This window comes from Prevotella sp. P2-180, from assembly GCF_002251435.1.
Lineage (GTDB): Bacteria > Bacteroidota > Bacteroidia > Bacteroidales > Bacteroidaceae > Prevotella.
Genome location: NZ_NPJI01000008.1, coordinates 1 through 25,218, shown reverse-complemented (window position 1 = coordinate 25,218; position 25,218 = coordinate 1). Strand labels below are relative to the sequence as shown.

At 47.8% G+C, this 25,218-nt stretch carries 18 protein-coding genes; 7 read left to right on the top strand and 11 right to left on the bottom strand.

All coding sequences use genetic code 11. The features are described 5' to 3' along the window. Nucleotides 1–60 precede the first annotated feature (60 nt). From CIK98_RS00975 to CIK98_RS00955, 5 genes are all read left to right on the top strand, one after another. Nucleotides 61–1,143 carry an SGNH/GDSL hydrolase family protein gene (locus tag CIK98_RS00975; protein WP_094382432.1) on the top strand — a complete coding sequence of 361 codons (1,083 nt, stop codon included), beginning with the start codon at nt 61–63 and terminating at the stop codon, nt 1,141–1,143. After that, the gene (locus CIK98_RS00970; protein WP_094382431.1) at nt 1,140–4,106 is read left to right on the top strand and encodes a PEP/pyruvate-binding domain-containing protein; all 2,967 of its coding nucleotides are present in this window, start codon (nt 1,140–1,142) and stop codon (nt 4,104–4,106) included. Before CIK98_RS00975 ends, CIK98_RS00970 begins: the two co-directional genes overlap by 4 nt. A gap of 17 nt (nt 4,107–4,123) precedes the next feature. Continuing rightward, nucleotides 4,124–5,710, top strand: coding sequence for a glycoside hydrolase family 43 protein (locus CIK98_RS00965; protein ID WP_253249599.1), 1,587 nt, complete (start codon nt 4,124–4,126; stop codon nt 5,708–5,710). 190 nt (nt 5,711–5,900) lie between these two features. Beyond that, nucleotides 5,901–6,905, top strand: coding sequence for a class II fructose-bisphosphate aldolase (locus tag CIK98_RS00960; protein WP_094382430.1), 1,005 nt, complete (start codon nt 5,901–5,903; stop codon nt 6,903–6,905). A gap of 125 nt (nt 6,906–7,030) precedes the next feature. Then, a complete protein-coding gene (locus CIK98_RS00955; RefSeq protein ID WP_094382429.1) occupies nt 7,031–7,567 on the top strand; it encodes a prolyl-tRNA synthetase associated domain-containing protein in 537 nt (178 codons plus the stop codon). A 10-nt stretch (nt 7,568–7,577) separates the two neighbouring features. On the opposite strand, the gene CIK98_RS17505 is transcribed toward CIK98_RS00955, so the two are convergent. The 6 genes from CIK98_RS17505 to CIK98_RS00930 all read right to left on the bottom strand — a co-directional run bounded on the left by CIK98_RS17505 (nt 7,578) and on the right by CIK98_RS00930 (nt 17,100). Continuing rightward, complete coding sequence (locus tag CIK98_RS17505) at nt 7,578–7,751, bottom strand: bacteriocin (protein ID WP_141210351.1); 174 nt, start codon at nt 7,749–7,751, stop codon at nt 7,578–7,580. Between the two features lie 129 nt (nt 7,752–7,880). Beyond that, nucleotides 7,881–8,423 carry a rubrerythrin gene (gene rbr, locus CIK98_RS00950; RefSeq protein WP_094382428.1) on the bottom strand — a complete coding sequence of 181 codons (543 nt, stop codon included), beginning with the start codon at nt 8,421–8,423 and terminating at the stop codon, nt 7,881–7,883. 231 nt (nt 8,424–8,654) lie between these two features. After that, nucleotides 8,655–9,302 carry a hypothetical protein gene (locus CIK98_RS00945; protein ID WP_094382427.1) on the bottom strand — a complete coding sequence of 216 codons (648 nt, stop codon included), beginning with the start codon at nt 9,300–9,302 and terminating at the stop codon, nt 8,655–8,657. 28 nt (nt 9,303–9,330) lie between these two features. Further along, nucleotides 9,331–10,401 carry a hypothetical protein gene (locus CIK98_RS00940; protein ID WP_094382426.1) on the bottom strand — a complete coding sequence of 357 codons (1,071 nt, stop codon included), beginning with the start codon at nt 10,399–10,401 and terminating at the stop codon, nt 9,331–9,333. A 139-nt stretch (nt 10,402–10,540) separates the two neighbouring features. Beyond that, nucleotides 10,541–16,495 (bottom strand): hypothetical protein, encoded by a 5,955-nt coding sequence (locus tag CIK98_RS00935; RefSeq protein WP_094382425.1) that lies wholly within the window; start codon nt 16,493–16,495, stop codon nt 10,541–10,543. 269 nt (nt 16,496–16,764) lie between these two features. After that, on the bottom strand, nt 16,765–17,100 hold the full coding sequence (locus CIK98_RS00930) for a LytTR family DNA-binding domain-containing protein (protein ID WP_253249598.1): 336 nt from the start codon (nt 17,098–17,100) through the stop codon (nt 16,765–16,767). A 1,020-nt stretch (nt 17,101–18,120) separates the two neighbouring features. Here CIK98_RS00930 and CIK98_RS00925 point away from each other — a divergent pair. Next, the gene (locus tag CIK98_RS00925; RefSeq protein ID WP_141210349.1) at nt 18,121–19,257 is read left to right on the top strand and encodes an ATP-binding protein; all 1,137 of its coding nucleotides are present in this window, start codon (nt 18,121–18,123) and stop codon (nt 19,255–19,257) included. Between the two features lie 415 nt (nt 19,258–19,672). Here CIK98_RS00925 and CIK98_RS00920 read toward each other — a convergent pair whose 3' ends face one another. From CIK98_RS00920 to CIK98_RS00905, 4 genes are all read right to left on the bottom strand, one after another. Beyond that, nucleotides 19,673–20,206 carry an N-acetylmuramoyl-L-alanine amidase gene (locus CIK98_RS00920; protein WP_094382422.1) on the bottom strand — a complete coding sequence of 178 codons (534 nt, stop codon included), beginning with the start codon at nt 20,204–20,206 and terminating at the stop codon, nt 19,673–19,675. A gap of 148 nt (nt 20,207–20,354) precedes the next feature. Beyond that, entirely contained in the window at nt 20,355–20,849 is a 495-nt protein-coding gene (locus tag CIK98_RS00915; RefSeq protein ID WP_094382421.1) for an HU family DNA-binding protein, read from the bottom strand. Nucleotides 20,850–21,107: 258 nt separating this feature from the next. Continuing rightward, the gene (locus CIK98_RS00910; RefSeq protein WP_094382420.1) at nt 21,108–21,308 is read right to left on the bottom strand and encodes a DUF4248 domain-containing protein; all 201 of its coding nucleotides are present in this window, start codon (nt 21,306–21,308) and stop codon (nt 21,108–21,110) included. A gap of 169 nt (nt 21,309–21,477) precedes the next feature. Then, the gene (locus CIK98_RS00905; RefSeq protein WP_094382419.1) at nt 21,478–23,718 is read right to left on the bottom strand and encodes a VapE domain-containing protein; all 2,241 of its coding nucleotides are present in this window, start codon (nt 23,716–23,718) and stop codon (nt 21,478–21,480) included. Nucleotides 23,719–23,943: 225 nt separating this feature from the next. Here CIK98_RS00905 and CIK98_RS17845 point away from each other — a divergent pair, with 225 nt between their 5' ends. Continuing rightward, a complete protein-coding gene (locus tag CIK98_RS17845; RefSeq protein WP_172409764.1) occupies nt 23,944–24,090 on the top strand; it encodes a hypothetical protein in 147 nt (48 codons plus the stop codon). Between the two features lie 724 nt (nt 24,091–24,814). Here CIK98_RS17845 and CIK98_RS00900 read toward each other — a convergent pair. Continuing rightward, nucleotides 24,815–25,218, bottom strand: a 404-nt coding sequence (locus tag CIK98_RS00900) for a PD-(D/E)XK nuclease family transposase (RefSeq protein WP_172409763.1), incomplete at its 5' end; no start/stop codon positions are given.

Genomic DNA, 25,218 nt, shown 5'->3' with positions numbered 1-25,218 from the left:
TCATAATTGAAAAAAAAGTTGTAAGTTTGCAGCCACAAATAACAAAAAAAACTGCAATTTATGAAGAAACAACTTTTTACAATCGCTTTCTTGATGATGACATTAATGGCAACCGCTGCCGACAAACATGTAAAGGCTAACGACAAGGCTATCTCTTTTATCGGACGCACAGAAACACTTGCTGACGGAAGCGTAAGGTACGACTGGGTGGGAACTTACCTGAGAACTAAGTTCAATGGCGGAAAAATTGGCGTGACGGCATCGGAAACCGGAACAAGCTACTACAACGTGATAGTCGATGGAAAGGTGATGAAGAAAATTAAGATAACTGGCAATAATCCACAAAACTACCTGCTCGCCGACAACCTGCCTAAGGGAGAACACGAACTGATGCTGCAGAAATGCACCGAAGGCGAATATGGTTGCACTACCATTCACTCCTTGTATATTGACAACAACGCGACTCTCTCGCCCGTCACACCAAAGAAAAGACTCATTGAGGCTTACGGCGACTCATACACATGCGGCTACGGAACGGAAGGACTCACGGCAAGCGAAAAGTTTAAACTCGAAACCGAAAACTGCAACAAGGCGTACATTCCTATCATGGCACGATATTTCGATGCCGACTACAGAATCATTGCACACTCGGGCAACGGCATGGTAAGAAACTGGGGCGACAAAAAACAAAAGTCGGAAGTGAACATGTCTACCCGATACACTCAACTCTACGACGACTTCGCAAAAACACCATTCAACTACTCACAACGCCGGCCAGACATCGTGACAATCAACTTAGGCACCAACGACTTCTCTCCCACGGCAATACCCGAAGCCACGAAATATGTCGAGGCTTACATAAAAATGATTGAGACACTGAGCAAGAAATACGACAACGTGCCCATACTCTGCATCACCCCACACTCTTCCACGGAATACCTGCGGGCAGCAATACAACTACTGAAAGAACGCACCGCCAACAGATTTCCCAACCTTCACTTCGCCACAACTATGAACAATATACTCAACGACGACGTGGACCTCGGGTCCGACTGGCACCCAAACTATCAGGGACAACTGAAAATAGCAATGGCACTAATACCGCAAGTATCAAAAATAATGCATTGGAGGGTTAAGGAATGAACTCAAACATACCACAGGAATGGAATAAATTCTATCTGCGCGACGTGTCGTTCGTGAACCTCATGACACGACGCATCTTCAACGTGCTTATAGTGGCTAACCCTTACGACGCCTTCATGCTCGAAGACGACGGACGTGTGGACGAAAAAATATTTGACGAGTATATGGACCTCGGACTGAGATACCCGCCTACATTCACACAGGTGAGCACAACGGAAGAAGCCAACCAGGTGCTGCAAAATACCGACATCGACCTCGTGATATGTATGCCGGGCAATGCCGACAACGACGCTTTCGACGTGGCAAGGGCAGTGAAAGCCGACTCGCCAGACATACCATGCGTCGTGCTCACCCCCTTCTCTCATGGCATCACAAGACGCATGCAGGACGAGGACCTCTCGATGTTCGACTATATCTTCTGCTGGCTTGGCAATACAAACCTCATCCTCTCGATAATAAAACTCATAGAGGACAAGATGAACATCGACCACGACATCAAAGAGGCTGGAGTGCAGATGATACTGCTGGTGGAAGACAGCATCAGGTTCTACTCGTCCATATTGCCAAACCTATACAACTATATTCTGCTGCAAAGCAAGCGATTCTCTACTGAGGCACTCAACCCGCACGCCGCATCGCAAAGAAAAAGGGGCAGACCAAAGGTGGTTCTCGCACGCAACTACGAGGAGGCAATGGAACTATATGAACGCTATCACGAAAATACTCTCGGCGTGATTAGCGACACAAGATTCCCTAAAGACGGTGAGAAAGACGCTGAAGCGGGACTGAAACTGCTGCGCGAAATAAGACGACGGGACGAATATGTGCCGCTGATACTGCAAAGCTCGGAGAGCGAAAACAAGCAAAAGGCTGAGAAAGACGGATTCAGGTTCGTGGACAAGAACTCGAAGAAAATGAACATCGACCTCAGAAACCTCATGGAGAAACACATGGGATTTGGCGACTTCGTCTTTCGTGACCCGAAAACCCGAAATGAGGTGATGCGAATTCACTCGCTGAAGGAACTGCAAGACAACATCTTCAAAATTCCTGACGACTCGATGCTGTATCATATCTCACGAAACCACATGAGCCGATGGCTGTGCGCAAGGGCCATCTTCCCCGTATCGGAATTCCTGAAACATGTCACATGGCACAAACTACAGGATGTACAGGCACACCGACAAATCATTTTCGATGCCATAGTGCAGTACCGACAGATGAAAAACATCGGTGTGGTGGCTGTGTTCGACCGGGGAAAATTCGACGCTTACAGCCACTTCGCAAGAATTGGCGACGGATCGCTCGGAGGAAAAGGCCGTGGACTGGCTTTCCTCGACAACATCATAAAGCGACATCCGGAGATGAACCAATTGGCTGGGGTTCAGGTATCCATACCACGAACCGTGGTGCTCTGCACCGACATCTTCGACGAGTTTATGGATACCAACAACCTCTACCAGATAGCACTGAGCGACGCTCCCGACGACGTCATACTCGAACACTTCCTGCGCGCCCAACTGCCCGACTCGCTCATAGCCGACTTCTTCACCTTCTTCGACGCGGTGAAGTCGCCAATAGCCGTGCGCTCCTCCTCTCTGCTCGAAGACAGCCACTACCAGCCTTTTGCAGGCATTTACTCTACATATATGGTGCCTTACCGCGACGACAAATATGAGATGCTGCGCATGCTGGCATGTGCCATAAAGGGTGTATACGCCTCTGTATATTACAAAGACTCAAAGGCTTACATGACTGCTACAAGCAATGTGATAGACCAAGAGAAAATGGCGGTCATCCTACAGGAAGTAGTAGGAAAACAATACGGCGACAGATACTATCCTAACTTCAGCGGTGTGTTGCGCTCCATCAACTACTATCCAATAGGCGACGAAAAAGCTGAAGAGGGTATTGCAAGCCTCGCACTCGGACTGGGAAAATATATCGTCGACGGAGGACAAACGCTTCGTGTCAGTCCTTATCATCCTCACCAGGTGCTGCAGACAAGCGAGATGGAAACGGCCCTGCGTGAGACACAGACGCGCTTCTACGCTCTCGACATGAAAAACGTGAGCGAGGACTTTAAGGTGGACGATGGATTTAACATACTGAACCTCAGGGTGAAGGAAGCTGACAAGGACGGTTCGCTCAACTATATCGCATCAACCTACGACCCATACGACCAAGTCATCAGAGACGGCATCTATGAGGGCGGAAGAAAGGTCATCTCCTTCTGCGGTGTGTTGCAGCAGGGTGTTTTCCCACTGCCCGAACTGCTGCAGATGGCACAGAAATTCGGCGCGGGAGACATGAAACGCCCCGTGGAGATTGAGTTTGCATGCAATATCAACGCCGACCGCTCGGGCGAGTTCTACCTGCTGCAGATAAGACCTATCGTCGACAGCAAACAGATGCTCGAAGAGGACATCGCGGCCATTCCCGACGAAAAATGCCTGCTGCGCTCCAACAACTCCCTCGGACACGGCATCAGCGAAGACGTCTACGACGTGGTGTATGTGAAGACAGGCGACGACTTCACGGCGGCTAACAATCCTGCCATAGCCGAAGAGATAGAACGCATCAACAGGCGATTCCTCGACAATAAGACCGGATACATACTCGTAGGGCCTGGACGATGGGGCTCAAGCGACTATTGGCTCGGAATACCTGTAAAATGGCCTCACATCAGTGGCGCAAGGCTCATCGTGGAGTCGGGACTGAAAAACTATCGGGTAGACCCAAGCCAAGGAACCCACTTCTTCCAGAACCTCACCTCCTTCGGCGTCGGCTACTTCACCATCAACACCTTCAACAACGACGGCATCTTCCGTCAAGACCTCCTCGACCAAATGCCTGCAGTGGAAGAAACCCAATACGTCCGCCACGTCCACTTCAACCAGCCACTGAAAATCATGATGGACGGGAAAAGGCAAATTGGAGTCGTGGTAGTAAAAGAGGAGTAAGAAAAAAAAATACAATTATGAAAAAGAAAACAATCATTACAACACTGCTCGCCATGACGCTTTCGGCTCAGGGCTACCCGCAAAGCCCTAACCCAATGCCTACAACCCGACAAGCGACATTGGCAAATGCCCACCCGCTCATACCGGGCTATCACCCAGACCCATCGATATGCCGAGTGGGCAACGAATACTATATCGTCAACTCCTCGTTCCAGTACTTCCCCGGAGTGCCTGTCTTCAAAAGCAGCGACATGACACACTGGGAGCAGATTGGCAACGTGCTCAACAGAAACAGCCAACTTCCCCTGAAAGGGGCTTCGTCGTGGTTGGGCATCTACGCCCCTACCCTACGCTACCACGACGGCACGTTCTATATGATAACAACAAACGTGGGCAACGGCGGCAACTTCATGGTCACGGCTTCAAACCCAGAAGGACCGTGGAGCGAACCTATATGGCTGCAGCAACAAGGCATCGACCCTTCGCTGTATTTCGAAAACGGCAAATGCTATATGGTGAGCAATCCCGACAACACCATCACTCTCTGCGAGATTGACCCCACAACAGGCAAGCAGCTCACCGAAAGCCGCGGCATCTGGCGTGGCACTGGCGGACGATACCCTGAAGGACCGCATATATATAAGAAAGGTGACTACTACTATCTGCTCATCTCCGAGGGAGGCACAGAGATAGCCCATAGCCTCACCATCGCCCGCAGCCGCGACATCTACGGCCCATACGAAAGTTGCCCACGCAACCCGATATTCACCCATTGCTGCATGGCAGCGCAAGACAGCCAGGTGCAAGGCACGGGACACGGCGACCTCGTGGAAGACGCCAACGGACAGTGGTGGATGACATTCCTCGCCTTCCGTATATATAATGGAGCCTATCACCACCTCGGACGCGAAACCTTCCTCGTCCCCGTGGAATGGGACAACGAAGGATGGCCAGTGGTAAACCACGGCAAGCCGCTTCAGCCAGTTACAAAGGAAACCAATTTCGCTGTTCTTCCCCAAGCAGCCATCGCCAACTCCGCCGCAAAGGGCTTTAAGGCCATGGGACCGGAATGGGTCTATATCCAAAACCCAGACTCCACGAAATATGAGCTGCGCGGCAACACCCTCCGACTTCACGGTTCAAGGAGCACACTCACTGAAAACGAGCAGCCCACGTTCATAGGGCGTCGGCAGCAGCATGCCGACATGACCGTCAGCGTGACTCTCGACGCCTCACAGCTAAAGCCAGGCGACGAGGCAGGACTCACCGCATACCAGATAAACGACGGCCACTGTGAGGTGCTCGTAGGCAAAAGCGCAGACGGTAAGTTCTATGCCACAGTACGTTACCGCATGAAAAACCTTGAGAAGACAGAAGAGAAGGTATGGCTCGACAGTGCAAGACAAACGCTTGTACTGCGAGCCACCCCCGACAACTACGAGTTTCTTTTCGGAAAAGACGAGAAGTCGCTCCAAAAGCTAGGTACAATAGCCCCTCAGCTGATGAGCACCGAAGTGGTAGGCGGCTTCACCGGAGTCGTCCTCGGCATCTATGTCACCGGCACCGGCTCCGCCGACTTCAAATCGTTCGACTACAGGCATTGACAATATTTTGCCAACTCCACCTTGCAAATCAGACAAAAAGAGTAAGAAAAAGTTTGATTTATGCAAAAAAGTGTTGGAAAAGGGAATTAAAAAAGTACAAAACGCTTGTTTTTCAGAAATTAAAGTATTAACTTTGTGGCCGAAAAGAAAACATGGTTAATAATAACAATAAATATACAAATTAATTATTATGGTAAGTTACAAAGAATTGGGTCTTGTAAACACCCGTGAGATGTTTAAGAGAGCAGTTGCTGGTGGATATGCAATCCCAGCATTCAACTTCAACACAATGGAGCAGATGCAGGCCATCGTTCAGGCCGCAGTTGAGACAAAGTCTCCAGTTATCATGCAGGTTTCCAAGGGCGCACGCAACTATGCTAACGCCACTATCCTCCGCTATATGGCTCAGGGTGCTGTAGAGTATGCAAAGGAACTCGGTTGCGAGCATCCTGAAATCGTGCTCCACCTCGACCATGGTGACAGCTTCGAGCTCTGCAAGGACTGCATCGACATGGGCTTCTCTTCTGTAATGATCGACGGTTCTCACCTCCCATACGAGGAGAACGTGGCTCTCGCAAAGAAGGTTGTTGACTACGCTCACCAGTATGACGTGACTGTAGAGGCTGAGCTCGGTGTTCTCGCCGGTGTTGAGGACGAGGTTTCTGCCGCTGAGTCTCACTACACAAAGCCTGAGGAAGTAATCGACTTCGCTACACGCACAGGTTGCGACTCACTCGCTATCTCTATCGGTACTTCTCACGGTGCATACAAGTTCACTCCAGAACAGTGCACACGCGACCCGAAGACAGGTCTGCTCGTTCCTCCTCCATTGGCATTCGACATCCTTGCCGAGATAGAGCAGAAGCTCCCTGGATTCCCAATCGTTCTCCACGGTTCTTCTTCTGTACCACAGGACGAGGTTGCTACCATCAACAAGTTCGGTGGCAAGTTGCCAGACGCTATCGGTATTCCAGAAGACCAGCTCCGTCAGGCTGCTAAGTCGGCTGTTTGCAAGATCAACATCGACTCTGACTCTCGTCTGGCCATGACTGCTGCAATCCGTCAGCACCTCGCTGAGCATCCTGGAGACTTCGACCCACGTCAGTATCTGAAGCCTGCTCGTGAGAACATGAAGAAGATGTACATCCACAAGATTGTGAACGTACTCGGTTCTGACGGCAAACTCGCTCAGTAATCGGTTTATCAATAAGCATATATTAAAAAGGTTGACATTTCCGGTGTCAACCTTTTTTATTAACTCAACTTCCTTAACTTCTTTAACTTCCTTAACTTCTTTAACTTCTTTAATAAAATTATAGTATGAACAACAAGGAAATGACACGTGAGGAAACCGTGCTCAACTATTTGCGCGAACACGACATACCATTTGAGGTGTATAACCATCCCGAGGGAAAAACCATCGAAGAGGCGAAACGATGGTGGAGAGACGACGGCAGCGTGCATTGCAAAAACCTCTTTTTCCGCAACCATAAAGGCAACCGCCACTACCTCGTGTCGTTTCATTGCGACCACGACCTCGACATCCACGACCTTGAACGCCGGCTGAAGGAGTCGCTCGTGGCGCGCGGCCTGCCTTCCTGCGGCAAACTGTCGTTCGCCTCACCAGAACGCATGGCACGCTATCTTGGCCTTGAGCCTGGCAGTGTTTCGCCCTTCGGCCTCATCAACGACACCTCAAGCCACGTACATCTCTTCCTCGACGAGAATCTCCTCCACGCCGCCACCCTGTCGTTTCATCCCAACGACTGCCGCGGCACTGTGGTCATCACCCTCGACGCCTTCCTCCGCTATCTCTCATGCGTAGGCAACAGCTACGAATTCCTGCCGCTATACTAAAAAAAGATAATCAGATGTTCTTGCCTATGATTTGGGCGTCCTCCTCTGTAATAAGCCCCCTAAGAAGGGCATCCCTCAAGTCTGCCATGGTGTGATACTCAACGCCTTTATAAACAAAACCACCAACTACATTCTGTAACTCATTGTCACTAATCAAACTTTTATTCATTTCTTTCTCGTTCATAATTAAAAAATTTTATAGGTTTATAATGTTGGTGCAAAAATAGTGATTTTTTTATAAAGTATATAGTCAAAACGGGAAAAAAATGATTTTCACCATTTTTTTCCCGTTTTGACTCAATATATATTGATTTTACCAATTCTCGGCCCTAACCTCGAAATAGCTCTGTGGATGGTTGCATACAGGGCAGATTTCAGGAGCTTTCTTGCCAACCACGATGTGTCCACAGTTGCGGCACTGCCAGATGGTGTCACCCTCACGAGAGAATACGATGCCATCCTCAATGTTCTTCAGCAGCTTGCGGTAGCGCTCCTCGTGGTGACGCTCCACCTCAGCCACACCACGCATCTGTGCGGCAATCTCAATGAAGCCTTCCTCTTCAGCCTCCTTAGCCATACGGTCATACATGTCAGTCCACTCGTAGTTTTCGCCCTCGGCAGCAGCCTTCAGGTTAGCCATGGTGTCCTTTACTGCACCACCCTCAAGATGCTTGAACCAAAGCTTGGCGTGCTCTTTCTCGTTAGCGGCAGTCTCCTCGAAGAGGGCAGCAATCTGCTGGTAGCCATCCTTCTTTGCGCGTGAAGCAAAATATGTGTACTTGTTGCGGGCCATCGACTCGCCTGCAAATGCCTCGAGAAGATTCTTCTCGGTCTTTGTTCCTTTTAGTTCTTTCATTGTTGTTTAATTTTAAAATGTTATAATATTGATTTTTCTGCTGCAAAGATACTAACTTTTAGGTAAACCTCCAAACGAAATAATCTATTTCTCGATAGAAATATTCTATATAGGATGAAAGATTGAAGATGAAGAATGAAAATCGTAGGGGAAAAAAATGAGGGAGACGACGCATCTACGCGCCATCTCCCTCTTCACTCTACTACTAAAATAGGAAATGTTTTTCGATTTTTATCGAGTCTGAACGTATTTCTTTCCTTTCTTTACAAGAATACCCTTGCCATTCTTCGAAGCACGCTGACCGCCAAGATTGAATACCGGAGCATTGTCAGCCTCTTCTGCCTTAGCTTCATTGATGCCGGTAGAAGTGCCTTTGGTCACGTCTACATTAACATCGAAATACTGTCCACCATTAAACTTCACGTTCTTCAAGACAATCTGTGAAGCGTCGGCGAGAGACTCGTCAGCCTTAACCTTGAATGAAAGCAGGCTGCCTGGAGACTTCAGCAGCTTAAGGTCCAAATGATAGACAATAATCAGCAGTTCTTTATCGCTTTTATATGTAACATCGAAAGCATGAGTTGTCCTAAGGGCTGTTCCTTTGGTTGCATAGAAGGTGATAGGCTCTTCGTCTTCGTCAACACCTTCCTGTTTTACAAAACTAAGTCCCTCTGGTAGCAGGATGTTCATCTGGAATCCAGAACGCTCTACTGAGCTCTCATAATTGATGGTCAACTCCTTCTCATCACCAGCAGCTATGGTCACTGGGTCAATGGAAACCTTTTCAGGATTTTCTTCCTGGGCATTGGCGAAAGAAACTCCACCAATGAGCATCATCAGCATCAAGCCGAGTTTTGCTATATTCATATACTTTTTCATGTTTTTCGGTTTTAAATTTGTCTGTTTCTTATTCCTTCATAATTGCAATAAGGGCATAAACATCATCTATATCTACTACGCCATCGCCGTTTATGTCAGTATAAGGATTTGTATCTAAGCCTTTAATAACTGAGCTTACAGCATAAACATCATCAATGTCAACCACACCATCACCCGTTGGGTCGGTGATGCACTTCACATTATAAGTGAGAACGTCATCAAGGATGTATTCTACTCCAGTTGGGTTAACCACCTTAATGTCGTTGATCACCACGTCGCCGCTTGCCACTGTACCGTCAGCAACAATATTGAGACCGAGCAGAACGCCTTCTGTGCCTTCAAACACGTCGTTTGTGAGAGAAGAAACGAGGAGAGTCCATGTGTTGGGCTTGCCAGGCACTGGCTCCAAGTTTGCAATCACGTTGTCTGACAGACGGCCGGTATAAGTAACATACTCTCCGTCTACACCTTCTGTGAATGAAACACCCTCAGGAATGGTGACTGTTGCCTGAAGACCTACAATGTCGATATTGTTTGCGAGAGTGACATTGAGTAAGGCAGGCTCGTTAGGACGCACCTCTACGGCAGCCTCTTCAACACCTGCATGACCAGGGTCTACACTGACATTAGTAACCCATCCGTTCATGTCTACGCGCACTGGCTCAGCCACTGTTGCGTTGCTGCCAATGATTTCGACAATCTCAATGAAGTCGCCAGTGAAGTTTGCGTCGGCCTTTACATCGATAGTGAGAATGGCGCCAGAGTTGCCTTTGATGGCAGACTTAGCTGGGTCAGTAGCTGCTGAAAGCACGCCGAAACGCACACAGTCTGACTGCTTAGCTGCCATGACAGTGTGGCTGCTGCGAGTGATGCGGCTTGTAACCTTTGCCAAGCTGTTGTCGACATAAGTAAGACCGTCAGGCAGTACCAGATCAAATTGCAGCGAGGAGATTGGAGTTTCGTTGTCGAGTACAATCTCTACTGTCTTCTGCTGTCCGGGCACAATCTTGAAGTCACTGATGTACAGATGGTTTTCAGCGGCGAATGTGAAGATGCAGCCAAGGGTTAGCAGCATGAGTGTATTGAATAATCTCTTCATAATTCTGTTTGTTTACTTTGATTGAATGAAATAACGTAGGAACAGCTTTTCTCCATTTTGAGAATACAGGACTGCCGCCATCGAGGCGCTGCCCTTTGGCGGCAGCCTGTACAAATACATTATGGGGAAAATGTTATTCTTACTTAACCACCTTATGGCCCTTTCCGTCCTCGCCGACGATGATGTTGATGCCCTTCTTGAGAGCCTTCTTCATCTGACCGCCGATAGAGTAGATGCGCTCCTTAACGGTAGGAGCTGTGACGCCATCGATGCCTGTTGTCTCGCCATCGTTGCCTGGACCTACGATGCTGTAGGAAATACCGTTGGCATCTGAGAAGATGACATTAGAAACAGAGATTTCGCCACCGGTGTAGCTACCAGACACCTCAACGTCGATAAGCACGAGTGCTCCTGTGCGGCCGTTGAACTTGGTGTTGTCGATGGTAGCAGCCACCATACGGTAGAGTCCGTTGCCAATCTCGTTGCAAAGCAGCTCATGGCCGTTGCCACGCTCTGTGAGGCTCTGAGAAGCAATCTTCATGCCCTCTGGCAGCTTCACGTCGAACTGACCTGCGGTGAACGCAACGTTGTGTGCAACGTTTACAGCCACGCGGATGGTCTTGCCGAATACAGATGTCTCCTCAGACTCCTTCACGAGTGTGATCTCGTCGTTGTCAACAACTGTGAGCTGACCCTTGGCACCTGCAGCTTCCTCTTGCTTTCCTAATGGATTGCCGTAGAAGATGATGTTAGAAATCTGAGTCATGTCAGCCACTGTGAACTGCTTGTTGCCGTCCACGTCGCCGGCATAACGCTGAGACTCTGAAACATCTTCGAATGCGGTAGCGGTGAGAATCCAGTTGCGAACTGTTGAGTAGTCGTTCACTGTCACCTTCTTGTCGTTGTCAGCATCGCCCTTTATATATGCGAAGTCGTTAACATCCTTGGCGAGTTGATTAGCCTCTGCAAGCAGAGTCTCGACTTTAGCCTGGAGAGTTGGCCATGCCTCTTCGAGGTAGTCAATCTCAATGTTCACAAGATCTCCAGTTTCCTCGTTCTTGACGCGAACGTCCTTGCCGTCAATGTCGTTAGCAATTGAACCATTCCAGAATGCTGCATCGTTGTATGCCTTTGCGTTGGTATGAGCGTTATCGAGCTGTTTCATTCTGTTTACTAATTCATTATAACGGTTTCCACCATACAACTGATTGTCAGCAAGATTCTTTCTCAAGTTATTAGCTGCATCGAGATATGTCTCATGGAGATCCTTCAGCCAGCAAAGTCTAGCCTCATCGTACTTGATGGTCTTTTCATACTCAACTATTTTTGCACTTACTTCGTCAGTTGCTCCCTTGAGATCTTTGGCAGTGAGATTAATTGCGTCATGTGATTTTGCAAGATCATTAAGCTCAGTCTTAATAGTTGCGCTAATCACTTCATACTGGTTGTTGCGGTATTCAACATAAACGAATTCACCTGTAACAGGATCTTTAATTTTTACTAAGGACGAAGCGTGGAATCCGTCGGCAAGAGTCTTAAGATCGTCAAGCTGCTTCTGCAGTGCCTCGAAGCCTGCCTTGAGGGTGTTGTAGACTTTGTCGTTGGTGACATACTTGTTGTACATTTTGTTGAGTCCTGCAACGTAACTGAACTCTGCCTCAGCGCGGTCGAAGTCGGCAAGGAGGTTGTTCTTGTGGAACAGGATGTCGCCAGCTGCGTTCTTTGCCTCCACGTCAGCCTTAACACCTTCGAGATATGCCTTGAAGTCATCAAGGTCAGCACCATACTTGTCGTTGATGTCCTTGTGATACTCAGCCTTCTCGGTGAAGTCTTTGAGGAGTGCCTCAAGTTCCTCGGCACGTGCATTAAGCTCAGCGAGAGCAGTCTCCTGTGCTGCTGCATCGTAGAGGGCGGTCAGCTCGCGGCCAACACGTGAAATCTCGCTCTGGAGTTTAACGAGGTCTGCCTTGGCAGCGTCGAAGCCATACTTGCTGCGTTCGTTTGCCCACTTATATTGGATACCCTTATTGTTCGGGTTCTCCTTGGTAGGAGTAGCATCCAAGGTTCTGTAAAGAGCCTCAATCTGTGCGTCGTAAACCTTAACCTTCTCGAGGAGGTCTGCACTCTGAGTAGCAGCCTTGTTGTACTCTTCCTTCACGCGGTCAATCTCGCCTCTGAGAGCAGGAATTTCAGCATCGATTGCTGGAATCTTGATGTCGTTGATAGCTTTCTCGATGTTTTTAGCTCTGTTCTCTGCAGTAGTCTTGTTTGCAACACAAGAGCCATTTCCCTTCCAAGTCTCTGCATCTTTATAAAAATCTTCAATATCTTCGAGAATACTTGAATATTCACCGTAGATCTTGCTACCTGCAACATGAACGTTGAAGAGCGGGTCGATGGCCTCTGCACCAACGCTACCCTTATCTGATACACCATCAATAATGGCGATGATAGCATCGTATGCTTCAAGGTTGGCGGTATTGTACTTCGACTCGTCAACAGCCTTCTTGTAGATGTCAGAGTGGTTCTTCTTGTCTACAACAACTGGTGTGCCATTTTCTGCGTAGTACTTCTTAAGCTCTTTGAGGCAGTCAGGAAGTCTGACGAACTTCTTCTCTGCTGGCAGAGGATTGCCACTATTCACAACACGATATACGAACATATCGTAGGCATAATTAATAGAGCTTTGCTTTCTTTTAGCAAGCTGAGCCAGATAGTCTTGAGTGAGGTTTGCAAGTTTTGCGATTTCAGCCTTCTCTGAATTATAGAGGTTTGTGAAGTTGGTGTGCTGATATGTGAACTCATTGTCAGCAGCAGCTTCCTTGTCGGCATCAATCATATTGTCAACATTCTTGAACTGTGAGAGCCAGCCGTCGATCTTGGTAGCGAACATGCGGTCAACTTCCTTGTCTGTGAGTCCGGCAGCAGTCTGGGCAGCACCTACGAAGGCATCAACATCCGCGAATGCGTTCTTCTTGTCCTTATATGTGTAGTCCTTAATAGCGTCCTTAGCGTCAGCCAACTTCTTGACTGCAGCCTTAATTTCATCGGTGTAGTTATCGAGGGCTATCTTGTTGACAGCATCCTGATATTTCTTCAGGTTAGCATCAATCTCAGCTTCGTACAGGTCAGCCTTGTCAACCCAAGTTGCAGAGCTGTAGAGCTTAGGAGCCTTATACGTTGCATAGTCGGCACTTTCGTCGGCATTGAGCAGGCGGAGCTTGTCGGCATATTCGTAGATGGCGTCGTGTGTAGGCACGAGATCTTGGAGAGCCTTCACGAGAACAGGGTTCTGAATCTTTGCGAACTCGTTGAGTGCAGCCACAGCGTCCTGATACATCTTGTATGCAGCGTTGTACTGGCTTATGAACTTGTTATGCTGAGCGATATTGTCGGCAGTGATGGCAGCGTCGTAGCCTTCCTCCTGTGCTTTGACGATATTGTTAATCTCGTTGGTGATGCGTGTGATTTCAGCTGCGAACTCGCTATCCTTAGCCTTGCTTGTACCAGTCGCGAATGCCTTTGCGATATTGGTGTTGAGGGCATTAATGCCATCCTGAAGTGTACCGAGCTGTGCAAGGTAGTCCTTAGCCTGTGTAGACTCGTCCTTCTCAGAGATGCTGGTGTATGCCTTCTGCCAGTCACTCTGCAAGGTCTTCATCTTCTCAACCTGAGCGCTATGCATTGTCTCATTAGCGAGAGCGTTGGTCTGCAGGTCGCTAACAGCTGTAACGAGGCTATTAAGGGTGTTGATGTGACCATCCTTGTTGTCAACTGACTTCTTTTCACCGTATGACTTTTCGATGGCTTTGTTAAGGGCATCAACACTGTTTTTGAGTTTTGCCAGTTCCTGGAGGTAGAACATCTGACCATCACCGTTTGTGTTTGCCGTGATATAGGTCTGAGCTGCGACGAGCTTGCCATCAATAGAAGAGTCGGTCACAGCCTTCTTTGTTGCGTCGTAAGCAGCCTTGTTGTTCTTAGCCTTGATGGCAAGGTTCTCGGCTTCCACTACTTTTGGCTCCAACTCATCAAGAGCGTTGTTCACGTCAGAGAGTTTAGAGATAGTCTTCTGAGCCTCTTCTGCCTTTTTGTCATCAGCTGCATCGTTGTAAGTCTTTCTTGTGGCAGCAACGTCGTCTGTCAGCTTACCAAGCTCTTCTTGCAGTGGAGTGGTTTTTTCTGTCACTTCAGTTGCCATATTGCCGAGATCACCAGCCTCTGCCTTTGCAATTCTAGCCTTGAGGTCATCAATGCGCGCGTCAGCCTCAGCGAGAATGTTGTCTGCTGCAGCAATGGCAGAATTCTTATCAAATTCGGCCTTGTTATTATCATATTTGTCAAGATAAGTCTGAAGGTCGCCTCTTACAGAGAGAGCAGCAGCTTGCTCCATCGCAGCCTTATGGGCAGCGTCTTTCTTAGCTTTAGCTTTGGTAATCTGCGTCTTTATATCGCCAATCTCATTTTCTGCATCCTCCTTAACTTCCTGATAGGTCTCGTTGTCTGCATTCTTAACTTGTCCATCGGTAGTTACAGTGAGATCAGCCAGTTTTGCGTACTTATCTACAAGAGCCTGAGCGTCGGCAATTGTCTTAGCGGCTGTATTGTATGCACTAAGAGAAGCGGTGGTGTTAGCGGCGTATGTCTTGATAAGACCATCAACCTCAGCCATAGCTTTCTTATATTTGGCGCTGGCTTTGTAGTCTACGGAAGTCTTGGTATCAAGAGCATTCTTGGCAGCAGCGATGATAGCCTGACGCTTGGTGTTAATAGTGTTGTAAGATTCTGTGAAATAGTCAGAAGCCTTGTAATTGCCATCGTCAGACAGTGCGTCTGCAGCTTTCTTTGCATCCTCAAGAGTCTTATACTGAGCTTCCAATTCCGCAATGATATCTGCGTTAGCATCGTAATTGTCGATGATAGGCTTTGCTTTCTTATTTAACTCTGAGATGAGTTTGTTAATCTCTGTCTGAGACTTTGTGATGTTAAGTTTGCTTACAGTATTAGCCTTATAGCGAGACTCAACTGTAGAAGCCACAGTGTTTATCTTTGTCTGGATTGTGTTGATGTCGCCATCAAGTTCTGAGAGGCTACGCTTGCTAAGTTCGTCAGTGATAGCCTTAAGGTTTTTGTTGAGAGTATCAACGTCTTCCTTGCGTGCTTTGTAAGCAGCTTCCTCAGCATTCTTTAATTGTTCCCACTTGTCAGATATGCTTCCGATATTACCTTCTACTATGGCAAGTGTGCTCATGTTTTCTGAAGATATTACATTCGCATTTCCAGCTTCCCGGGCTGCAGCGTTCTTCTTCTCCACGTCGAGAATCTTGCGATACTCCTCGTTGAGCTCATCGATTGCCTTAGCCTGCCAGTTTCCATAAACATCAGGATCACCAGGCAGGATCTTGAGAAGAGCCTGAAGCTGCACATTATATGTTTCCTTAAGAGCCGTGATTACATCAACAACATCCTGATATGAAGCCTCGCTGTCAGCGGCATTAGCCTCTTCCTTATCAAGACCCTTAAGCATGGTCTGAACAGATTTGTTCATATTATAGCACTCAAACCACATATTCAACATCTTGTCGCCAAAAATGTCGTCTTGAGTAGCAGGGTCGAGAGCATCAACCCTTGCCTTCAGTGCCGGATAGCCGAGTTCGTCGCTCTCAAGCCATGCCTTTTTCTTTGCGCCAACGTTAGGATAGCTGCCATTCTGTACGGTGGTCAAAGCCTTCTCATAGGTTGAAGTCAGTTTGTCAAACTCGACTTTAATCACGTCATATCCATCATACTGGTTTTCGCGGGTCAAGGCATCAGCCTTTACGGTGCTGATTACTCCATCGAAGTAAGCCTTGTCGATTGTGCCGGCAGTTTTTGCAGCATCAATTTCCTTTTGGATGTTACTGAGCTTGTTAAGATACTCTGCCTTCACAGCTTCATGATAGCCGTTCACCTCATTAATAGCGGTGTTAAGAATACCGCAAACCTCATCATAGGTAGCCTGCAGTTTCTCCGCTTCCGTTTGGTCGGCAGCCTGCGACTGTACAGGCGCTCCAATAGCCGCTAATGCGACAACAGAAAGTGTAACTTTGTTCATAATCCGTTTTTTTTAATTAATAATATTATCTATAATTTATTGTTTATTGTTTATTTACCACTGTAAGCAGACTTTATTTCGATGGTTTTCACCTATATTAATAATAATAGGTAATGTAAGGCAGTCCGCTTTCTTTCGGCAAATTTAGTTGTTTATTGACTAATATCAACTATAAAAACAGACGGAATTCGTGAACCCTACGATTTTATTCGTGAAATTTTCCGTTGTCGAAAATCTTATGTCTTCAATGTCCCTTAATTACAGGAGCGTCAGACTTGCCTATGGGCTGTTTTTTCGCTCATAATGTCTATGAGTTGCCTGAGCGTGGCCTTAGGCAGATTTAGTGAATAGCTGTTTCCATGATTGTCGGAAAGCACAAGCACTTGCTTCACGGTATTAACATGGAACACGGCCCGCAGGTTAACAACATATTTTCTTCCTAAACGCAATAGGAACGAGTCGTTGGACAATACATTGTCAACGGAAGACATAACTTCAGAAAGTCCGAAAGGCACCATGAAATGGGCACCAGTAAGGTAATGGACATGAGTGTAGTGGTCGTCGGCTTCCAAATAAATTACTTTTTCACAATCTACAATATACATTTCGTTATAGGTAGAAAAACTGATATTTGTTTGCATAACAACTTAGCATCGCAGTATTACGGCTCTGCACTACCGAGACTTCTGATTCTCTAAAGTCTTAATAGGTGTAGTAAGATTTGTCAACTTAGTACAAATAATAAAGCGTGAGAACCACACATGTCCGTTCCAAACTCCGGGGCTCTCGCAATGCCTATACTCGCAGAACGAACAACGCATAGCCCCACGCTGACGTATACAGTATACTAAACGCCAATCCCGTAGACATGTCATACGGGCATAATACGTTTATTGAATACACTGTAACATCTGTCGGGCATCTATGGGTTGTCTTGGCTGCGAGTGTTCTGAACGTGCGAGATTCCGAAGTTTTGCTGACAAGACGCATAAACGCCTTAGTTATAAGTACACATCCTCTAACTTGTGGTTTTTCCAAACCATGACTATCCTTCCTTACAATTGGATTAGGATAGTGTAGAGGTTGCGGCTGCAAAGTTAAATAAAAAAAATGATATTTTGTTAAGAAGAGAGAAAAAAAATAATAAATCCATGCAATTTTATTCATTTTTTTGGCATTGGAAGCTGTCCTTTCAATATAAAATCCCAGTCCTTGTGCAAAATCGCACACAAGTCAATGCTGTCATGGTTATGTGAAGTTCTGGTAGAAGCAGGATGATAAAAGGGAACCCGACATCACGACGAGTTCCCTTCTTTTTTGTCATGGTATTAAGAGAGAGATCAGATTGTATATGCTATTATTATTTTGTCTCACTGACATATATATTACGTGACAACTCCCCAAAAGGGTACTCATTCTCTACCCTTTTTGAAGGTTTTTAACAAGCTTTGTCCTTCTTTAATAACAGTTTAAAATCTCTGTTAATAATCAATAATTCTTTGCCCTAACATTTGCTGCGATGCTTGAAAATATGTATCTTCGCTGCGTGTTTTCATTGAAAATCCTCAGTAGAGTTGAGCATTTTCATTGGAAATCCTCAGTATAAACTTTCCATAGCCATAGGTATGATAGAACGTAAATTAAAGATAGACAATGAATTAGAGGATAGCATATTCCTCTTTGGGGCAAGACAGACGGGGAAAAGCACTTTTCTTAGAGAGAAATTCCCCGATAGCATATATATTGACTTGCTCGATACATCAGTGGCATCACGATTCAAGCGTATGCCATCATTGTTGTATGACACTCTCATTGACAAACCGCGAGGCACACTTGTGATAATCGATGAGATACCCGAAGTGCCCGAGATGCTTAATGAAGTGCATCGCCTGATGTCGGAAAGGGAGCACGTCTTCATTCTTTGCGGTTCGAGTGCCAGAAAACTGAAGCGCAAGGGGTATAACACCCTTGGCGGAAGGGCATATCCTGTGTATTTATGTCCATTCGTCAGTGCTGAACTACCCGACTTCAACCTCGATCATGCCATAAACTATGGTATGCTACCCCCTCACTATCTTGCGAAGAATCCCACAAAGCGGTTGTCTGCATATATAGATGTCTATCTGAAGGAGGAAATAAAGCAAGAGGCGCTGGTCAGAAATCTTTCGGCATTTCAAAGGTTTCTTGAAGTGGCAGCGCTTACAGACGGCGAAATGGTCAACAACAACAATATAGCACAGGACTGTGGGGTAAGTGCAAATACCGTTGCCAACTATTTTGATATACTTGAAGACACTCTTGTGGGCTTTCGCCTGCCAGCATTTACCAAGGTGATGAAGCGTCGTCTTATTCAGGCACCACGTTTCTATTACTTTGACGTGGGAATAGTAAATCATCTGTTACACCGAGGTAATCTTGTTCGTGGCACATCCGAATACGGACACGCCTTTGAACACCTTGTGATACAGGAACTGAAGGCATGGCTTACTTATAATGATAGTGAAGAGCAACTTACATTCTGGCGCACCCACACTGGTCTTGAGGTTGATGCTGTGGTAGGCGATGCCCGTCTTGCCATTGAGATTAAATCGGTAGAGGAAGTTCTTCCCCGGCATCTGAAAGGACTGAAATCATTTGCCGAGGACTATCCTTCTGCACGCTTGCTAATCGTCAGTCTCGACCCATTTAATCGTCGCATAGGTGATGTGGAATGTATCCATGTCCTCGACTTCTTCAAACAATTGTGGGCAGGACAGTATTAAAAATGCTCCCTAACGTGAAAAATTCCTCCAAAAGGAGTGATTTTTTCAGATTTTATGCTTACCTTTGCCATGTCATTGATGATTTTTGCTTGTCTTGATTTGCAGCACTAAGGTAAGTGAAAAATCTGACATGGTAAAATTCTGAGCACGCAGCAGAGAAATCTTTTCTTTACTTTCTGTCAGATGAAAGAGGGTCACACAGACAGGTCCGTTGGTTCGTTAGTTTATCGCGAATCATTGATACCCGACCCTGTGACCCAGTAAGCAGGCGCTGGTGTCATTGGATATAAGCGCAACAACATTTGGCTAACTCCTGAAAGTCGAGTCATTTAGAAGCACACAGTTTACCTTTTAATCTTTAAGGTTCACCTTTTAATTCTTCCTCGCCACTTTAATTCTTTAATCTTTTAATCTTTCAACAGTTTATGTTCACCTCGTCGAGATAGCGGTAGCAGCGGCTGGAGAAACACGGGCAAGCCTTCGGCGTGGCACCAGGCATCTCGCTATGGCCGCGTATGAGAGCCTTCGGAAACAGTCGCTTGAGCTTTATCAGCAACTGCAGCAGTTCGTGACGCTGTGCCTCAGTCCGCGTGTCCTTCGGCTTGCCTTGCGCGTCGAGACCGCCCTCGTAGCACACGCCTATGGAGCAGCGGTTGTATGGACGGCAGTGAGCGCCTACCTCAAGCAGGCGGCGGTGTTGTGTCACCACGCCGTTGCGCCTGATGTAGAAGTGGTAGCCGATGGTGCGGAACTTACGTGCCTTGTGGTCGCGCATCATCTGTTCCACCGTGTAGTCGCGGTCTTCGCGTGTGGCGGAGCAGTGGAGAATAATCCACCGCACCGACTTCACACCGTCCATCATCAGTCCCGCCTCAATCTTTGTGGCGAGGACGCGCTCGCCGGCCACCTCGTCGCCGGCAAGCGTCATTGGATACAAGTAGTCAATCATATCAGTCCCTTTGCGCATGAGGTGATGGTTATTGCACTGATGATTGAGATTATCAGCGTGCCTACTGCCTTCAGCACCTGAGTCCAGTTGAAATTAAGTTTCGACATAAGCTTTAACAAATTTGCTGTTTTCTAAGTTATTTTGAAGATCAGTTTCCCAGGTCGCTATCGTCGCCGCTTCCTCCAGGCGTTTCAGTAGGAGTCTCCTCGGTGGTGTTGTTTGGCGGCACCACTCCGGTGTACTTCACGAGTGAGATCTTTTCCGGCATGAGGTCGTAGATACGCTTGCCGTTAACGATCTTAAACGAGGGCGAGAAGTCGGGTATCATGCCTTTCACCAGTGCGGCGGTGGCTTTCTTCTCGTCGTCCACGGTGCCCGACTTCACGAATCGGATGTCGAGTTTTCCGAAGCCAAGCAGTTCGATGCTGTAACCTTTCTTCAGGTTTTGCTTCACGTAGTGTGCGTATCGGTCGAGCACGTTCTTCACGTCGCCTGGTGTGGCAGACGACTCGGCGGCAATCTGGTTGGCCACGTCGTCGGTGGTGAGTAGTCCATAGCTGACGGGTTGTACACTGAATACGTCATGGATGTTGTCCTTGTTGAACTTGATGGTGTGACGTGTCACCTTGTAAGCTTTGCTCATAATGATTGTTGTTTTAATGGGTTAAACATGTTTCTTTTCACGATGCAAAGTTACTAAATCCCGAAAACCCATTTGGCCTTTATTGGCCTTAACTGTCGCTTATTGACCCTAACTGAAACACCAACTTCATTTCAGCTGAAATGCCGCCCTCATTCCTTAACAAATGAGGTCCTCATTCCTTAACAAATCACACCCCGAAACCTTAACAAATGAGACCGTGAAAAGTTAAGGAATGAGGAGAGAGGAGTGAGAAAACAACTACGGTTCCCCAAGATACTCCCAAATCAACCTTTGCTCCCGGTATGTGAGATTACGCATACCATCGAAGTCAGGGTTTCGGGCGAGCAGTTTCTGGTGAAGTTCCTTGCAGCGGAGGATGTCGGCATGCAGCTGGCGTACCGCATTGCGCACACTGCGGTCGGGATATAACTCCATGGCAATCTTTCTTCTTGTAGGCATAGTTTTGGTGGTGTTTTAAGAGTTGCGCCAAGTTCGCCAAGTTACTTTATAACATATTATATATATAAATAAAAAATAAAATATATTATTCTTTTTCTTATATAAATTAAAAATGTTGTTTTATTGATGGCAAACGTGGCGCAACAGTGAGAAACGACGTATTTTTGGCTTAGAACACAGCAGGGCCTGTGGATATTATTCTGTTGCTTTGAATTGTGGCAGAGTCAAGTTCCACAACCATATATCCTCGCGAGCCCTTTCGCCCGTTTCGAAAACGTACATACCCCTTCTTCTCCATCAGCACGTTCAGCTTCCTTATGCTTATCGGCTTCTTCAGGTTGCCCCAGGTGGTGAGCTTGGCGGATATTTCAGCGGGGGTGAGGAATGTCACCTGGCGCGTCTCGGGATTGTCGGGGTCGGTGCGCGGCACGTCGAAATACACGTCGAGAAGCTCGGCCTCCGGCGGGTTGTCGGCAAACTGCTCCACGTATCCGCTTATGCGGTCTATCTCTTCGAGCGTAAACCAGTAGTCGAAGTTGCCATGCTCTATCAGCCATACCGCCTCGTCGTACATCGCCCGGTGAGGTATCTTGTGATCGAAGGGCGAGTCGATGCTGTCCACATAGAACGGGAGGAAGCGCCGGTTGCCCGTCTGGTCGGTAAGAAACTGGAGCTTGTTGCCAGAGGCGCAGTAGGAGGCTATGCGGGTGCGGCGCTCCTTGGTGGTGCCGTATGGTGCGCGCACGTTCACGTCGGGAGTGGTCACGAGCGACTTAAGGTTGTCGAGGTCTCGTCCCGTGAGACGGTCAAACTCGTCGAAGTTCACCAGTCCGAATTCCGCACACCTGAGTAGTTCGTCCTTGTCGCTGAAGTTGGTGGCCGACTGTCGGCAGCGGTACCTGGCGAGCTCTGGCGGAATGAGTGCGTCGAGCCACGTGCTCTTGAATATTCCCTGCCTTCCTATGAGCACGAGCATCTGATGGTTCACCACCTCCGGCTTGAGCCACGACGCCACCATCGCCACAAACCACTTCTTGAAGCAAGTGCGCCATAAGGAATGAGGGGCGGGAGAATTCCCACTCCTCTCTCCACCTTCCTCGCTCCTTCCCACACACTCCATTGGCGAAAACGACACATGCACCATGTCAGCCACCCTCTCTATCACCCCCATTTCGGGTTCAGAGGCCTCTTGGCCTTTCCTGTCGGAAGGTTTCAGGTAGTCCACCAAGGGGTTGAACTCAGGTATGCAGTCGCTCATGAGTGCCGCACGAAACACCTGCGTAGAGATGTTATGCTCCGTCTCCACATTACAGGCCAAGAGCATTGAGTTGATGTCGCGGTCGGTAATCTCCGAACCGTCGGGTTTCACGATTTTTCGAGAGACGGAGTCAAAACGGAGACACTGGCGCCTTATGAATTCTGCTGACACAAGTATCTTCACGTCGCACTTCTTCTCCCCGTTTTTTTTCTTCTTCTTAGAGGGAAGTGCCTTCATGCCGTGCATTTTCTCCACAGTGCGGTAACAACCGCCCACGAGCGAGGGTATAGGCTCCTCGCCATACTGTCCTGCAAACTCGTCCTCCATCAGCTGCTGCGCCGTTTCCAAGTCCATGCCGAAGTCGGAAAGCAAAGCGGCCAAGGCCACAAGGTAGTGGTTGCGGTTGCCATGGGTGAATGGGCCCGCCGCCGACGCCTCCACCATCTCTTTTGCCATCTCATACACGCGCTCGGGAGTCCATTCCACCGGCCAGTCCTTCTGCGTCACCGCCTTCTTGTTGCCTATCGTGTCGTCCTTTGCCCTCTTGCCCATGTTGCGCTTCATGTCCACCTTCAATGGGCTTATCTCAGGGTTGAGCCAGGCGTCGGGGTCGTGGCAGATTGACGAACCGTGAACCGGGTCTTCAGCTGCACGGTCGTAGTCGCAGTTCACCGCCGCCGCAATCAGCTCGTTGCCCTGACGGAAAGCCTGCTCGTAGGTCTTAGGGTTCAGTCCGGCATTGGGCGTGAGGTATACGTAGTACACGTGAAGGCCCTCTCCGCTCATACTCGTGTGGTACATAGCCACAAACGGCAGCTCCCTTAGCCTCCGCTTCGCCTCGTCGATGCAGTCTGGGTTCATGTGGTCGAAGTCGGCCTGGCACATGTTGGTCCATCCCATAATGTCCTTCGCACTCCTTCCGTCCTTGCAGTAGACGGCGGGCAAAAGCATCGGAAACGTCTCCGTCTTCATCTTCTTCAGCTGCGAGGCGGGCAGGTTGAGCATCAGCGCGTTGCGGTAAGCCTCTGTGCGGTGCCGCAGCTCGGTATTGTTCTTCACCTTGTCGTAAATCTCTTTCAGCGGAACCATTTGGTATGTCGCCACCTGCTTGCAGTTGGAGTATACCGGAATCAATAATTTGTTGTAGTCCATGTCATTCGGTATTTATTTGAGAAAATATTTTGGCTGCGAAAATACATATATCCCGCGACATACGCAAATGGCAGTACACCCCCATGAGTGTGTACTTTGTTGTGGAAATTTAAGGAAATAAACATTTATTAATAGAGAATCCTTCACTTATTTCAAATTTATCTGTATTTTTGCACCTCTGAAAAAATTACTACGTTATAAACAACAGTATAAAAACAAAAAAAAATGACAACAAGCAAGATTTTTTATCCTCATCTTTCAGCAGAGCTGATGAAGGTGAAGAGACAGGTGAAGAGCTTCCACAGCGACTACACCGACTCACAGGCATGGCTGTCGCTGAACATCAGCCGCACCAATTTTTACAACGTCTAAAAAGGCCGTCTACGCTCTTCCGATGCCTATTTTCCTCTCATCCACTACTATTCCCGTCTCCTTCCCGAGCCCCGTCAAGTTTTCTTCCTGGCCACCTGCATGGAAGCCATATTTCGCGACCGTAGATTTAGCTAACCATCCCTCAAAATGAAGGCCTGGGGATGAGGTGACCCCATAATGGTGTCGCCTCTTCCCGCCTCTGTAGTTTTTTTACTTTATGTAAGCCCCGTAATTTTGGGTTCAATTCACACGCGCCTCATGGAGTCCACGACGCTGCGATAGTTTCAATCCACACTCCCACGTGGGGAGTGACCATAGGTCGAGTAGAGCGAGGGAGTTTCACCCTCACTCTACTCGACCCTGTCCCGTTTTGCAAATGATTTTGAACCACAGAGTTTAAGAGATAAAGAGTTTTTATACTAACGAAAGAGGTTGAATGCCAAGGCATTTAGAGCTAATAGAGAGCTGCGCATTATGTTTGCCGCATGGAAACTCTGTGTCCTCCGTCGCTTGCGACCTACTCTATAAAACGATAAATCTCTTTTTCTCTTCATCTCTTTGGTTTAAATAAAACCCTTATAAGGACAGGGGACAGGTCACTAAAGACAGGTGACAGGTCACTGTCCCGCAGGAATAGTCAAAAATATAATCTCAAATGTTATAAAATAATTGAGGAAACAGGTCACGGACCTGTCCCCTGTCCCGACGCTCAAAAAGTGAAGAACTACAAGCCCCTCACTTCATCTATTGTCAAACCCGTTATATCAGATATCATCTCCAATGTCAAACCGTAGGCCTTCATCTTGCGGGCATTTGCAATCGCTCCTTCCTTCAGACCTTCCTCGCGTCCCTCCTCGCGTCCCTCCATGCGTCCTTCCATACGCACACCCTCAAACACGCTGATGGTGTCGCGGTATTTCTTCAGCGCCTCGTCGTATTGCAGGCGCTCGGCACGGGTCATAGCGCCAACGTCGGCTATGCTCTCGAGCTTCTTGAAAACGGCACTCTGAGCCGCCCAGGGCAATCTGTTTAATGTTTCCATATTCTTTAACAAATAAATCCAACGTTCTACTTGATTCTCACATTCATCAGCCTCCTTCTTGAACAAAGGGAGCTGGAGGTATATCA